Genomic DNA, 13,465 nt, shown 5'->3' on the forward strand with positions numbered 1-13,465 from the left:
GCGCCCCTGGAGCATGCGGCTTCGCCGCTGCTCCCTCGATGAGATGCCGCACGAAGTGCGTGCGTCTCAGGGGCGCGGGGAACTGCGCGACCAGCCACGACGGAACGCGCACCCGGCGACGCGCACGACAGCCCTACGGCGCCTGGCCGGAGCCGGACCCGACCCCCGCCTCCGCCGGAGCAGGGTCGTAGCGGACCGCGTTGCCGGCCCACCCCAACAGCCCGAGCACCAGGAACGCTCCCACCAGCACCTTCCCGGTCCCGCCCACGAACAGCGGCCGGGTCGCGGAAGCCCCCCGCACCGTCCCGATCACCGAGTCCGCCGACCCCTGGTCCCCGAACAACCGCTTCGGATACGCGGACGTCAACAGCAGCACATACGCCGACACCCGCATCCGGAACCGCAGCACCGCCGCCGTCGCCTCGAACAACGGCTGCGGCATCCGCCCGAGGACGAGCACGACCAGCCACGACAGGAACGACACGGCCCACCAGCCCGCCGTCACGAGCCCGCCCACCACCGCCGCGGGCAGTACGAGCAGCAGCCGGAACAGCACGGCGAGCCGGTTCAGCGCCGAGGAGTGGAGCCGCAGCTGCACCGGATAGCCCGACGGCCCGCCGAACTCGAAGGGCGGGTACCGGCCGGTCAGGAGCATCGCCGCGGCCGAGAGCCGGGTCTCGTAGCCGAGATAGCCCGCGAGCCACCGCTCCAGCGGGTCCGGGACCCGGCCGAGCAGCAGCGCCCCGCACCACGCCGCCACCGCGACGAAGAACGTGAGGAAGGACAGCACGGCCAGCACGATGGCGTGCGGCACGAGCAGCAGCAGGCGCAGCAGCACCGTGAAGCGGTTCTGCCGGCCGGGCGGCGGGATGTCGAGTTCAGGGAGGGTCTCGGCGCCGGGGACCAAGGGAACGGCGCCGTAGCGGGGGGAGGCGGCCATGCCGCAACTCTGCCCAGCGTCGCAGGTCACGGCATCCGCTGGCGGCCGTTCAGGTGGCCTCCGACGCGTTCAAGCGGGGCGCGGCGCGGCGGACTTCGTCACCCGGGGCAGCAGGAACGGCGTACCCAGCAACAGCACACCCGCGGCGGCCAGCGCCTCGCGCGTGCCGATCGCCGCCGCGAGGCCGCCCCACGCCAGGGTCAGCGTCGCGGTCACCGTGCTGCCGGTGATGGTCCAGGCGGACAGGACGCGGGCCACCCGGTCCGACTCGGTGCGCTGGAGGCGTTCCTTCGCCATGACCGGGTTGAAGACGCCGCAGCACGTGATGAGGCCGAGCTCGACCAGCATCACCACGACCAGCCCGCCGGACCCCGGCCCCGTGAACGCCAGCCCGACCGGCCAGCACGCCCGCGCCACCCCGCTGACCCGCAGCACGCGCGCCGCCCCGTACCGCTTCACCAGGCGGGGCGCGAGCCGCGATCCGACGAGCCCGCCGAGGCACGGCACGCTGAACGCGAGGCTGTACTGCCATACGGGGAAGCCGAGTTCACGGAGCATGAGGACGGCCATCAGCGGGGCGCCGACCATGATCAGGGCGTTCACCAGGGCCGTGTTCAGGAACAGCCCGCGCAGACCCGGATGCCGCCACACGTACCGCCAGCCCTCCACCACGTCCGCCCGGCCGAACCGCTTCCCGCCGCCCCCGGAGGGGACCGGCTCGGGAGTGCGGATCGCGCGGACGCCGAGCGCGGACAGGACGTAGCTCAGCGCGTCGCCGACGACCGTGGTCAGCGGCCCGAACGCCCCGATCGCGGCGCCGCCGAGCGGCGGCCCGAGCGCCGTGGCCGTCCACATCGTCGTCTCGAACCGGGCGCTCGCCACCAGCAGCCCGTCGGCCGGGACCAGCGCCTTGAGGTGCGCGCCGCTCGCCGCCCGGAAGACGATGTCGGCCGTCGCGACGACCACCGAGACCAGCACCAGCTGCGTGAAGCCGAGGACGTCCAGGACGTACGCGAGCGGCAGCGTGAGCAGCGCCGCGCACCGCACCAGGTCCGCCCCGATCATCGCGGGGCGCTTGCGGCGGAACTCCACCCACGGGCCGAGCGGCACCGCGAGCAGCGCCCCGGCCGCGAGCCCGGCCGCCGCCAGGAACGACACCTGGGCGGTGCCGCTGTGCAGGACGAGCACCGCGATCAGCGAGAACGCGTCGAGGGCCAGCCAGCTGCCCGCCGTGCTCACCGCGAACGCCGCCCACAGCCACCCGAAGTCCCGGCCGAGCCTCATCTCCGTCATGACCTGCGATCCAAGCGGTGCGGGCGGTGTCCGATCAAACAACCGGACGCCCCCCGTCGTACAACCCGTGGTTGTATGGCGAGGTGGATCTCGAAGCCGTACGCACGTTTGTCGCCGTCGCCGACGAGGGCCAGTTCCAGGTCGCCGCGGAGGAACTCGGCATCAGCCAGCAGGCCGTCTCCAAGCGTGTCGCCGCGCTGGAGCGGGAGCTGGGCGTGCGGCTGTTCACGCGGGTGCCCCGCGGGGCCCGGCTCACCCTGGACGGCCAGGCGTTCCTGCCGCACGCCAAGGCCGTGCTGCGGGCCCTGGACAAGGCGGCCGCGTCGGTACGGCCGGGGCGCAGGCCGCTGCGCGTCGACGTGATGGGCACCCGCGCCATGACCGCCGGGCTCATCCAGGACTTCCACCGGGCCCACCCCGGCCTGCCGCTCGACGTGGTGGCCCTCGGCGCCGCCGGGAAGGCCGTGCTCGCCGCCGTCCGCGACGGGAGCATCGACGCCGGGTTCTGGGCGTGCCGCGTCCCCGCGGACCGGCTGCCGCCCGGGGTGCGCAGCACGCGCGTCGCGGACGAGCCGCTGGTGCTCGTGACCGGCCCCGGCCATCCGCTCGCGGACGCGGACGCCGTGACCCCGGCCGATCTCGTCGGGCACCGGATCTGGATGCCGAGTCTCACCGAGGGGACCGAATGGGCCGCGTACTACGCGGAGTTCGCGGAGGAGTTCGGGCTCGACATCGACGCGGCCGGGCCCAACTTCGGGACGGATCACTTGTTGCAGGCTGTGGCGGGCTCGGCGGACGTCGCCACGTTCATGGGGCCGCGGACCCCGCTCGCGTATCCGGCCGGGCTGGATCTTCGCACCATTCCTGTGCGGGATCCGATGCCGGTGTATCCGCACTCCCTGGTGTGGCGGGACGACAATGCGCATCCTGGGCTGGAGGCGCTGCTCCGTCATCTCGCGGCCGGTTATCAGGGCCTCGGCCCGGACGAGCGGTGGCTGCCCGCCTGGGCCTGAGGCCACGGGGCTCCGCTCCTCAACCGCCGGAGGGGCTGGATTCGGGCCCTCGTACGGCCGCCGCCCACATGCGTGACACCCGAACCGCGCGCACGCTCGAATCATGCGTACCCGGACTCCTCTCGCCTACTGCCTCGCAGCCGTGCTCCTGCTCGCCGCCACCGCTTGCGGGGGCGACGACAGCAAGCCCGATCCGAAACGCGGCGACCAATGGGCGCTCGACGCGTTGAAGCTGCCGGACGCCTGGAAGACGTCCCAGGGTGACGACACGGTCATCGCCGTCGTCGACTCCGGCGCCGACCTCGACCATCCGGATCTGAAGGGCCGCCTGGCCGACGGGTACGACTTCGTCGACAACGACGACGAGCCGAAGGACATGAACGGCCACGGCACGCACGTGTCCGGCATCGCCGCCGCCCACACCGACAACGGCATCGGCATCGCGGGCGGCGCCCCCGGCGCCAAGATCATGCCCGTGCGGGTGCTCGGCGCGGACGGCTCCGGCTCCAACGCGAACATCACCAAGGGCATCGTGTGGGCGGCCGACCACGGCGCCGACGTCATCAACCTCTCCCTCGGCGAAGGCCCGTTGATGTCGAACCTGCTCCAGGGCGGCATCCTCAACCAGGCCATCGAGCACGCCCACGACAAGGGCGCCGTCGTGGTCGCCGCGGCCGGCAACGACGGCAAGGCCACCCAGCCGTACAAGGTCGACACCCCGGTGCTCGTCGTCGGCGCCGCCGACCAGAACGGCAAGCCCGCCGACTTCTCCAACTTCGGCGCGGAGCAGGGCGTTTCGGCCCCCGGCGTCGACATCCTCTCCACCCTCCCCACGTACCGGACGAAGGAGAGCCTGAAGAACACCTCGGGCTACGGGGACCTGTCCGGTACGTCGATGGCCTCGCCCTACGTCGCCGCGGTCGCCGCCCTGCTGCACCAACAGGGCCTGGAACCGGACGACATCATCGCCACGATCCGCGACACCGCGAGCAACCCGGACAAGCTCGCCAAGCTGGGCCTCGGCATCGTCGACGCGCAGGCCGCCGTCAAGAAGAAGGGCTCGTAGGGGCCGCGTCGGGCGCGGTGACATTTGTACCGGCAGGGTCGGGACGCCTCGCTCTGCCGGGCGGGGGTGCCTCTCCGCGAAGCTCAGTGGTGTCGGAAACGGAGCACGGACACCACCGGGGGACGGACATCATGGGCGCGGACAAGGTGACGGCGGAGCAGGCGCGGCAGGTCGTGCGGGGCACGGACTTCAAGGGGCTGCCCGCCTGGTACTTCCCGATCATGGGCTGCCTCGCCGGAGTCTTCGACGTCGCCCGCGCCTACCCGGCCGTCTACTGGGTCGTCCCGATCGTGCTGACCGCCAACCTCGCCCTGACCCTGACCGTGCTGCGCACCCGGATGCGGCTGATGAAGGCCCTGTGGAAGAACAAGCGCACCCGCTTCCTCGCCCTCGGCCTGGTCGGCGTCCGCTTCGCGGTGCGGGCCGGACTCGGGGCCCTCGGCCTCGCGCTCGGCGCGGCCACCGGCAGCCTGGCCGTCGGCATCCTGATGGCCGCGCTCGGCACGGCGATGGCCTGGGGCGACCAGTGGGTGATCCTGCGGACGCTGCGCCGCACCACCGCGGCCGCCTGAGGCCTCCCTGTGAGGTCCGTTCCGCGTCTACTCCGCCGGGGGCTGCTGCCCCCGGCGCCTGCGTACCTGGTGCATGCGGAACGCCGCCGCCAGCACGATCAGGCCGACCCCCGCCGCGACCACGGCGATCGCGCCCGTCGACACCGACGTGACGTCGACGTCGAACGTCATCGGGTCGCCCCACGGCTTCCCGTCGGCCGTCGTGTAGAGCTGCGCGGTGAGCCGCGCCCGGCCGTTGGCCCGCGCGGTGACGCCGATGGGGGAGGTGTGGTTCGCGGATCCCGCGGCCTCCACGGACAGCTTCGGGTCGTTGACCTTCAACCGCTCCGCGTCACTGGAGGAGATCCGCAGTTCGAGTCCGGACACCGGCTGCTGCAGCCCGTTGTCGAGCGTCACCGGGATCGTCGCGTCGCCGGAGGTGACGGTGACGGTGGTCTTCGGGACGAGGCGCAGCGAAGCCACCGACGTCGACAGGAAACCGGACGTGCGCTGCTGGAAGGCCTGCTGCGCGTCGTCGTCCGCCGCACGCCAGGCCGTCGACAGGGCCCGGGCCATGGCCGCGTGCACCGACGCCGTGGTCGCCTTCGGATCGGCGAGCACCTTCGCCAGGGTGGCCAGACCGTCCAAGTCGCTTGCCACATCGGTCAGTTGGGCCGCGGTGAGTTCGCTGCCGCGCACCTTCGAGGGGTACGAGGCGCTGTCCGCCGCCCGGCCCTTCACCGGGTCGTTGTCGGCGGTGCGGATGCCCTCCAGGTCCAGCCAGCCCTCGTCGGTGCCGGAGTCGAGGGCCGCGCCGAGCGTGTTCGCCGCCGTGCCGGACAGATCGCGGGGCGGTACGAGGACGGGGCGGTCGTTCGCCTTGAGGAGCGCGGCGACGCGGGTGACCGCCGCCGGGTCGGGCGCGTCGGGGCCGTCCTCGAAGTCGCCGCTCGCGGACGCCGAGGGGCTCGGCGTGGCGGACGCCGTACCCGACGGGGACGCAGCGGCGGAGGGGGACACGGAGGCCGACGGGGACGGGGAGGCGTCCGGGTCCGGGTCCTTGATGCGGGACAGCGCCGACGTGAGATCCGTGTCGTAGGGCAGCGCCGTGACCTGGCCCGCGTCGTCGGCGTCGTCTGTGTCGTCGGCGTCGGCGTCGGCGTCGGCGTCGGTGCCGAGCGTCACCGGGTCCGGGCCCGCCGGGGTCAGGCCCTCCCCGGAGGCGAGCACCCGGGTCACCCCCACCTTCGTCCCCAGCCGGGTGACCGAGGTGTCCAGCGCGCCGTCCGCCGGCCAGCCGAGGCCGGGCCGGGTGCCGGTGCCGAGGATCCGGTCGACCCGCTCCTTCGCGTCGTCCGCGAGCCCCGCCACGACCTCCGTCAGATCGTCGGTGTCGGTGCCCGGGTGGTGCGCCAGCGAGGCCAGGTCCGCGTCCGCGTACGGCAGCAGCCACACGTCGCGCCCCTTCACCGCGTCCTTGAGCGCGGCCAGCCAGGACCGCGCGGCGCTCTGCCCGGTGCCCGGCGTGCTGTTCTGCGGATTGCTGGAGCCGTCGCTGCCCGCGACGCGGTAGCCGTTCGCCATCGCCTGCGCGGCGAGCACCAGGTCCGGGTCGAGGACCCAGCTGACCTCGCGTTCCCTGCCCGCGTCGACGACCTCCCGCAGCCGCCCGCCCGCCGCGAACAGCTCGGCCAGCGCGTCGTCGTCGAACACCGCCTTCGCGTCCGGTCCCGAGCCGAGCGCCGCCGCCGTCATGTGCGGGGTCGCCATGACCGGCCAGACGACCGCCGCGTGCACGGGGGCGTCGTCCGCCGCCCGCGCCTGCGTGCCCGGCAGGGCCGACGCCCCGAGCACCACGGCGGACACGACCCAGGCCCGCGCCGCCCCGTATCTCGTCATGTCGTCCCGTACCTCCCGCTCGCGGTCACCCGCCCCTGAGGTAACACCGTGGAGGTGGCCGCTCCGGGGACCGCGCCGCCGGGCGGCGCGTCGGCGTCAGCCCTCCGTCGCCTCCAGCACGGCGCCGATCCTGAGCAGATTCCCGTCGGCGTCGACGAGCGCGAACTCCCGCATCCCGTACACCGTGTCGTCGGGCTCCACGAGGCGCGGCGTCGCGTACGGGTCCTCGCTCAGACCCGTGCCCCGCCACTCCTCGTGCAGCGCGTCCACGACGTGCGCGCCGCCGTCGAGCCGCAGGTACACGGCGTGCGCGGTGCTCAGCGGGTCGGTGTCGGGGGCGTGGAAGAAATGCAGTTCGGCCTCGTCGCGGACGAGGATCAGATAGCCGTCGTCGGGGTAGTGGGCGTCGGCGGTGAAGCCGAGAGCCGCGTAGAAGGCGATCGTCGACGGCAGGTCGCGGCTCGGCATGATCGGGGCGAGGCGGCCGGTGAGAACGGTGCGGGACATCGGCGCTCCAGGGGCGTCGGAGGGGGAGCCGATGTCGCCCGATAGAGTGCGGCTCCCGTAACTTCACGTAACCCTCCCGAGCATGACGCACCACGTACGAGGTACCAGGCAGTGACTCCCGTGACTCCCGCCCCACCCGTCGTGACCGTTGTCGGGATCGGGGCCGACGGGTGGCCCGGACTGCCGGACACCTCCCGCGCCGCGCTGCGCGACGCCGAGGCCGTCGTCGGCGGCCCGCGCCAGCTCGCGCTGCTGCCCGCCGAGTGCGCCGGGGAGCGGATCCCCTGGCCGTCACCGCTGCGGCCCGCCGTGCCCGGCCTGCTCGACCGGTACGCCGGACGCCGCCTCGCCGTCCTGGCCAGCGGGGACCCGATGTTCTACGGGATCGGCCGGACGCTGACCGAGATCGCGGGCGCCGCCGCGGTACGGGTCCTGCCGCACCCCTCCTCCGTCTCCCACGCCTGCGCCCGGCTCGGCTGGCCCGTCGAGGAGACCGAGGTCGTCACCCTGGTCGGCCGCCCCGCGGACCGGCTCGCCGCCGCGCTGCACGACGGGCGCCGGGTGCTGGTCCTGTCGGCGGGGGCAAACACCCCGGCCGAGGTGGCGGCGCTGCTGACGGACCGCGGGTTCGGGCCCAGCCGGCTGACGGTCCTGGAGCAGCTCGGCGCCGGCGCCGAGACCGCGTACTCCGGCACGGCGGCCGGCTGGGACCACGCGCCCGGCGACCCGCTGAACGTGATCGCCGTCGAGTGCCGCCGCGCCCCGGACGCGCTCCGCCTGGGCGCGGCGCCGGGCCTGCCGGATGCCGCGTACGAGCACGACGGGCAGCTCACCAAGCGGCACGTGCGCGCCGCGACGCTCGCCGCGCTCGCGCCCGCCCCCGGCGAACTGCTGTGGGACGTGGGCGGCGGCTCCGGCTCCATCGGCGTCGAGTGGCTGCGCACGCATCCGTCGTGCCGGGCGTACGCCGTCGAGCGCGACCCCGCGCGGGCCGAGCGGATCGGGCGGAACGCGGCCCGTCTCGGCGTACCGCAGCTCCGGGTCGTGACGGGCCCGGCACCGGACGCGCTGGCCCAACTCCCGGCCCCGGACGCGGTGTTCATCGGCGGCGGGCTGACCGTGCCCGGCCTGCTGGAGACGTGCTGGGCGGCGCTGCCGCCCGGCGGCCGCCTGGTGGCGAACACGGTGACGCTGGAATCGGAAGCACTGCTCGCCGACCGGTACCGGCGGCACGGCGGTGAGCTGGTGAAACTGTCCGTCGCGCACGCCGTGCCGGTCGGCGGCTTCACCGGGTGGCGGCAGGCGATGCCGGTCACGCAATGGTCGGTAACGAAAGCAGGGGCTGAGGAACGATGACCGTCTACTTCATCGGGGCGGGCCCGGGCGCCGCCGACCTGATCACGCTGCGCGGCGCGCGCACCCTCGCGGCATGCGGGGTGTGCCTGTACGCGGGCTCCCTCGTGCCCCGCGAACTCCTCGCCGAGTGCCCGCCGGACGCGCGGCTCGTCGACACGGCGAACCTCGATCTCGACGCCATCGAGGCGGAGTTCGCCGCCGCGCACGAGGCCGGGCAGGACGTGGCCCGGCTGCACTCCGGCGACCCGTCCGTCTTCAGCGCGGTCGCGGAACAGATGCGGCGCCTCGACGCCCGCGGCATCCCGTACGAAGTGGTGCCCGGTGTCCCGGCGTTCGCGGCGGCGGCCGCGGCGCTGAAGCGGGAGCTGACGGTGCCGACCGTCGGACAGACCGTCATCCTGACCCGCATCGCGCAGCAGGCCACGCCGATGCCGGCCGGCGAGGACCTGGCCACGCTCGGGGCGAGCGGGGCGCTGCTCGTCCTGCACCTGGGCGCGCGCTACGTCGACCGGATCGTCTCGGAGCTGCTCCCGCACTACGGCGCGGACTGTCCCGCGGCGGTCGTGGCGTATGCGAGTCGGCCGGACGAGCTGGTGCTGCGCGGGACGCTCGGGGACATCGCCGATCAGGTGAAGTCGGCGGGGGTGTTGCGGACGGCGGTGATTCTGGTGGGGCGGACGCTGGGGGCTTCGCAGTTCCGGGACAGTCATCTGTACTCGGTGGAGCGCGACCGGCACGTCTGCTGAGCCCACGGGGCGCTGCCCCGGGCCCCGCTCCTCAAGCGCCGGAGGGGCTTGATTGGGATGATCTGCCCACTACCGTTCCGGCCCGGTCGATGCAGATGACGTCGACCGTCACCGGGGCCCCGCGGAGCACGAGCAGGGACTGGTCCCTGGCCTCCGTGGCGACCAGGTCGCCGAGGGGGACGTTCGCCGCCGCGCACAGCTGGAGCGCGGCCAGGCCGGTGTTGGCGGCGGCGACCTCGGCCGCGAGGTCCGGGCCCGCGCCGCCCTTCACGGCCAGCTCCGCGAGGAACCCCTTGTCCACCTGGGAACGCCCGGAGTGCAGGTCGAGATGGCCCGCCGCCAGCTTCGACAGCTTCGCGAAGCCGCCGCAGATCGTCAGCCGGTCCACCGGGTGGCGCCGGATGTACTTCAGGACGGCCCCCGCGAAGTCGCCCATGTCCAGCAACGCGTCCTCGGGCAGCGCGTATTCGCGTACGACCGTCTTCTCCGAGGTGGACCCCGTGCACCCGGCGACATGGGTCCGGCCCGCCGCCCGCGCCACGTCCACGCCGCGCCGGATCGAGTCGATCCACGCCGAGCACGAGTACGGCACGACGATGCCCGTGGTGCCGAGGACGGAGAGGCCGCCGAGGATGCCGAGGCGCGGGTTCCAGGTGGAGCGGGCGATCTCCTCGCCGTGGTCGATGGAGACGGTGACCTCCACGTCGCCGTGGCCCCCGCACGCGGCCGCCACCCGCGCCACGTGCTCCCGGATCATCTGCCGCGGCACCGGATTGATCGCGGGCTCCCCGACGTCGAGCGGCAGCCCGGGCCGGGTGACGGTGCCGACGCCGGGCCCGGCCCGGAAGACGACCCCGGACCCCGCGGGCAGCAGCCGCACGGTCGCGCGGACGAGGGCGCCGTGCGTGACGTCGGGGTCGTCACCGGCGTCCTTCACCACCCCGGCCGTCGCGGACGACGCCGTCAGCTCCTCGGCGGCCAGCGCGAACGCCGGGGTCTGCCCCTTCGGCAGCGTGATGGTGACCGGGTCGGGAAACTCCCCGCTCAGCAGCGCGGTGTACGCGGCGGTGGTCGCGGCGGTCGCACAGGCCCCGGTCGTCCAGCCGGGCCGCAGACCCGTGTGCTTGAGTTGGGCTCCGCGCCCGCCCTTCGCCTCAGCCGATTCGTCCATGGAGTTCCCCGATGCATGTACTCGTCCTCGGCGGAACGACCGAGGCCCGGCGGCTGGCCGAGACCCTGCACGCGCGGCCGCGGCTGCGCGTGACCAGCTCCCTCGCGGGCCGGGTCGCCGCGCCGCGGCTGCCGCCCGGCGAGGTGCGGATCGGCGGGTTCGGCGGGGTGGCGGGCATGACGGAGTGGCTGCGCGCGCACGCGGTCGACGCGGTCATCGACGCCACCCATCCGTTCGCCGGGACGATCAGTTTCCACGCGGCCGAGGCGGCCGCCACCGCCCATGTTCCCCTGCTGGCGCTGCGCCGGCCCGGCTGGGTCCCGGGCGAGGGCGACGACTGGCGGGAGGCCGGCTCGCTGGCCGAGGCGGCCGAGGCCGTACGGGGAGCGGGCCGACGGGTCTTCCTCACCACGGGCCGGATGGGTCTCGCGGCGTTCGCCCACATCGACGACGCCCACTTCCTCGTCCGCTCCGTCGACGCCCCCGAACCGCCGTGTCCCCCGCACATGGACGTCCTCCTCGACCGGGGCCCGTTCACCCTCGACGGGGAACGCGAGGTCCTCGCCCGGCACCGCATCGACGTCCTGGTCACCAAGGACAGCGGCGGCGCGGCGACCGCCCCCAAGCTGACGGCGGCCCGGGAGGCGGGCATCCCGGTGATCGTCGTGCGCCGCCCTCCGGTGCCGCAGGGCGTGGCGGTGGCGGCGACGGCGGAGGCGGCGGCCGAGTGGGCCGCCGCCCTCAGCGGGACGTGACCCTCACGCCTCCGGATACCGCCGCGGCGTCCACGCCACCGTCCGCCCGTCGCCCCGCGCCACGGCCTGCGTCTGGGACGAGCCCACGATGAGCAGGGTGCGCATGTCGACCTCGGACGGTTCCAGGTCGGTCAGGCGGACCACCCGCACCGACTCCTCGGGGCCGCCGACATCGCGGGCGACGATCACCGGGGTGTCGGGCAGGCGCAGTTCGAGCAGCAGCTCGCGGGCCTTGCCGACCTGCCAGGTGCGGCTGCGTGAACCGGGGTTGTACAGCGCCAGCACCAGATCGGCGGCCGCCGCCGTGCGCAGCCGCTCCGCGATGACCTCCCACGGCTTGAGCCGGTCGGACAGGGAGAGCGTCGCGTAGTCGTGGCCCAGGGGCGCCCCTGCCTTCGCCGCCGCCGCGTTGGCGGCGGTCACGCCCGGCAGGACGCGTACGGGCACGTCGGCGTAGGCGTCCTGCGAGGCCACTTCGAGGACGGCCGTGGCCATCGCGAAGACGCCCGGGTCGCCGCCCGACACCACGGCCACGCGCCGCCCGCGCCGGGCCAGGTCGAGGGCGAACTCGGCGCGCTCGGACTCCACCTTGTTGTCCGAGCCGTGCCGCCGCTGTCCGGGGCGGACCGGGACCCGGTCGAGGTAGGTGGTGTAGCCGACGAGGTCGTCCGCGTTGGCCAGCGCGCCGCGCGACTCGGGTGTCAGCCAGGGCGCCCCGGCGGGACCGGTGCCGACGACGACGACCTCGCCGTGGTCGGGCGCCTCGGCCGGTTCGGCGTCGATGCGTGAGGGCAGCACCGCGACGGAGAAGTACGGGACGGACTCCGGGTCGATGTCGGTGAGCCGGCCGGTCCGCTCCCCCTTCATGAAGGCGCGCTCCACGTACCTGGCGTCGTCCAGCCGGCCCGAACTCTCCAGCGCCGTACGGACCTTGGTGAACGTCCGGCCCAGCTTCATGACCACCGCCGAGTCGGCCGCGGCGATCCGCGCGGTCAGCTCGTCCTCGGGGAGCGTCCCCGGGATGATCGTCAGCGTCTCCTTGTCCTCGCACAAGGGCTCCCCGAGCCGGGCGGCCGCCGCGCTGACGGAGGTGACACCGGGGATGACCGTCGTGTCGTACCGGTCGGCGAGCCGCTTGTGCATGTGCTGGTAGGAGCCGTAGAACAGCGGGTCGCCCTCCGCGAGCACGGCGACGGTGCGGCCCGCGTCGAGGTGTGCGGCGAGCGTGGCGGCGGCTTCGGCGTAGAAGTCGTCGAGCGCGCCGCGGTAGCCGCCGGGATGGTCGGTGGTCTCCACCGTGAGCGGGTACATCAGCCGCTCCTCGATCTGGTCCTCGCGGATGTGCTCCGCGGCGATCGAGCGGGCGATGGACCGGCCGTGCCGGGCGCAGTGGTACGCGATGACGTCGGCCCCGGCGATGGCGCGGACGGCGGCGACGGTCATCAGCTCCGGGTCGCCGGGCCCGAGCCCGACCCCGTACAACCTGCCCGTGCGCGCGGGGGATTCGGTGCTGCTCATGCCTGGATCTCCACCTCGGTCGCGATGGCGTTGATCGCGGCGGCCGTGATGGCGCTGCCGCCACGGCGCCCGCGGACGATCAGGTACTCCAGCCCGAGCTCGTTCGCGGCCAGCGCGTCCTTGGACTCCGCGGCGCCGACGAACCCGACGGGGATGCCGAGGACGGCGGCCGGCCGGGGCGCGCCCTTCCCGATCATCTCGAGGAGGTGGAAGAGGGCGGTCGGGGCGTTGCCGACGGCGACGACGGCACCGTCCAGCCGGTCCCGCCACAGCTCCAGCGCGGCGGCGCTCCGCGTGGTCCCCAACTCCGCTGCGAGAGAGGGGACTTCGGGATCGTTCAGGGTGCAGATGACCTCGTTGTCGGCGGGCAGCCGCTTGCGGGTGACCCCGCTGGCGACCATCCGCGCGTCGCAGAGGATCGGCGCGCCCGCCCGCAGGGCGGCCCGGGCCTTCGCCACGACGCCGGACGAGTAGCCGATGTCCTGTACGAGATCCACCTGACCGCAGGCGTGGATCATGCGGACCGCCGCCTGGGCGACGTCGGCGGGCAGCGCCGCGAGTCCGTCCGCGGCCTCCGCTCGGATGGTGGCAAAGGACTCGCGGTAGATCGCCGCGCCGTCCTTCTCGTAGTCATACACGGGTTCGGCTCT

13 protein-coding genes are annotated in these 13,465 nt (G+C 74.1%); 6 read left to right on the forward strand and 7 right to left on the reverse strand.

What is annotated here, in order from left to right:
• Positions 1-133: 133 nt before the first annotated feature.
• Positions 134-940 (reverse strand): DUF4389 domain-containing protein, encoded by an 807-nt coding sequence (locus tag ACVHNB_RS00595; RefSeq protein ID WP_428953464.1) that lies wholly within the window; start codon positions 938-940, stop codon positions 134-136.
• A gap of 69 nt (positions 941-1,009) precedes the next feature.
• Entirely contained in the window at positions 1,010-2,233 is a 1,224-nt protein-coding gene (locus ACVHNB_RS00600) for an MFS transporter (RefSeq protein WP_456227185.1), read from the reverse strand.
• Positions 2,234-2,316: 83 nt separating this feature from the next.
• Here ACVHNB_RS00600 and ACVHNB_RS00605 point away from each other — a divergent pair, with 83 nt between their 5' ends.
• The 3 genes from ACVHNB_RS00605 (at position 2,317) to ACVHNB_RS00615 (ending at position 4,884) form a co-directional block, all read left to right on the forward strand.
• Positions 2,317-3,246, forward strand: a complete 930-nt coding sequence (locus ACVHNB_RS00605) for a LysR family transcriptional regulator (protein WP_456227186.1) — start codon at positions 2,317-2,319, stop codon at positions 3,244-3,246.
• Positions 3,247-3,349: 103 nt separating this feature from the next.
• Positions 3,350-4,312, forward strand: coding sequence for a S8 family peptidase (locus ACVHNB_RS00610; protein WP_428953461.1), 963 nt, complete (start codon positions 3,350-3,352; stop codon positions 4,310-4,312).
• Between the two features lie 131 nt (positions 4,313-4,443).
• Positions 4,444-4,884, forward strand: coding sequence for a hypothetical protein (locus ACVHNB_RS00615; RefSeq protein WP_428953460.1), 441 nt, complete (start codon positions 4,444-4,446; stop codon positions 4,882-4,884).
• Between the two features lie 27 nt (positions 4,885-4,911).
• Here ACVHNB_RS00615 and ACVHNB_RS00620 read toward each other — a convergent pair whose 3' ends face one another.
• Positions 4,912-6,762, reverse strand: a complete 1,851-nt coding sequence (locus ACVHNB_RS00620) for a DUF6049 family protein (protein WP_428953459.1) — start codon at positions 6,760-6,762, stop codon at positions 4,912-4,914.
• A gap of 96 nt (positions 6,763-6,858) precedes the next feature.
• Positions 6,859-7,269: a bleomycin resistance protein gene (locus tag ACVHNB_RS00625; protein WP_456227187.1), complete on the reverse strand. Its 411-nt coding sequence runs from the start codon at positions 7,267-7,269 to the stop codon at positions 6,859-6,861.
• Positions 7,270-7,389: 120 nt separating this feature from the next.
• Between ACVHNB_RS00625 and cbiE the strand changes: the two genes are divergently transcribed.
• Both cbiE and cobM read left to right on the forward strand, forming a co-directional pair.
• Entirely contained in the window at positions 7,390-8,625 is a 1,236-nt protein-coding gene (gene cbiE, locus ACVHNB_RS00630) for a precorrin-6y C5,15-methyltransferase (decarboxylating) subunit CbiE (RefSeq protein ID WP_456227188.1), read from the forward strand.
• Positions 8,622-9,371, forward strand: coding sequence for a precorrin-4 C(11)-methyltransferase (gene cobM / locus ACVHNB_RS00635; RefSeq protein WP_428953456.1), 750 nt, complete (start codon positions 8,622-8,624; stop codon positions 9,369-9,371). Before cbiE ends, cobM begins: the two co-directional genes overlap by 4 nt.
• A gap of 31 nt (positions 9,372-9,402) precedes the next feature.
• Here cobM and ACVHNB_RS00640 read toward each other — a convergent pair whose 3' ends face one another.
• Positions 9,403-10,542, reverse strand: coding sequence for a cobalt-precorrin-5B (C(1))-methyltransferase (locus ACVHNB_RS00640; RefSeq protein ID WP_456227189.1), 1,140 nt, complete (start codon positions 10,540-10,542; stop codon positions 9,403-9,405).
• Positions 10,543-10,553: 11 nt separating this feature from the next.
• On the opposite strand from ACVHNB_RS00640, the gene ACVHNB_RS00645 reads away from it, so the two are divergent.
• Positions 10,554-11,297, forward strand: a complete 744-nt coding sequence (locus tag ACVHNB_RS00645; RefSeq protein ID WP_428953454.1) for a cobalt-precorrin-6A reductase — start codon at positions 10,554-10,556, stop codon at positions 11,295-11,297.
• A 3-nt stretch (positions 11,298-11,300) separates the two neighbouring features.
• Here the strand turns inward: ACVHNB_RS00645 and ACVHNB_RS00650 are convergent, their stop codons facing one another.
• A complete protein-coding gene (locus ACVHNB_RS00650; RefSeq protein ID WP_428953453.1) occupies positions 11,301-12,815 on the reverse strand; it encodes a precorrin-2 C(20)-methyltransferase in 1,515 nt (504 codons plus the stop codon).
• Positions 12,812-13,453 (reverse strand): precorrin-8X methylmutase, encoded by a 642-nt coding sequence (locus ACVHNB_RS00655; protein ID WP_428953452.1) that lies wholly within the window; start codon positions 13,451-13,453, stop codon positions 12,812-12,814. Before ACVHNB_RS00655 ends, ACVHNB_RS00650 begins: the two co-directional genes overlap by 4 nt.
• Positions 13,454-13,465: the final 12 nt, after the last annotated feature.

Source organism: Streptomyces sp. YJ-C3, from assembly GCF_053891275.1.

Excerpts from the sequence above, each read along its gene's own strand:
- ACVHNB_RS00625 (WP_456227187.1), bottom strand. The coding sequence starts at position 7,269 with ATGTCCCGCACCGTTCTCACCGGCCGCCTCGCCCCGATCATGCCGAGC.
- ACVHNB_RS00650 (WP_428953453.1), bottom strand. The coding sequence starts at position 12,815 with ATGAGCAGCACCGAATCCCCCGCGCGCACGGGCAGGTTGTACGGGGTC.
- cobM (WP_428953456.1), top strand. The coding sequence starts at position 8,622 with ATGACCGTCTACTTCATCGGGGCGGGCCCGGGCGCCGCCGACCTGATC.
- ACVHNB_RS00610 (WP_428953461.1), top strand. The coding sequence starts at position 3,350 with ATGCGTACCCGGACTCCTCTCGCCTACTGCCTCGCAGCCGTGCTCCTG.
- ACVHNB_RS00645 (WP_428953454.1), top strand. The coding sequence starts at position 10,554 with ATGCATGTACTCGTCCTCGGCGGAACGACCGAGGCCCGGCGGCTGGCC.
- ACVHNB_RS00595 (WP_428953464.1), bottom strand. The coding sequence starts at position 940 with ATGGCCGCCTCCCCCCGCTACGGCGCCGTTCCCTTGGTCCCCGGCGCC.
- ACVHNB_RS00620 (WP_428953459.1), bottom strand. The coding sequence starts at position 6,762 with ATGACGAGATACGGGGCGGCGCGGGCCTGGGTCGTGTCCGCCGTGGTG.
- ACVHNB_RS00640 (WP_456227189.1), bottom strand. The coding sequence starts at position 10,542 with ATGGACGAATCGGCTGAGGCGAAGGGCGGGCGCGGAGCCCAACTCAAG.
- ACVHNB_RS00615 (WP_428953460.1), top strand. The coding sequence starts at position 4,444 with ATGGGCGCGGACAAGGTGACGGCGGAGCAGGCGCGGCAGGTCGTGCGG.
- ACVHNB_RS00600 (WP_456227185.1), bottom strand. The coding sequence starts at position 2,233 with ATGACGGAGATGAGGCTCGGCCGGGACTTCGGGTGGCTGTGGGCGGCG.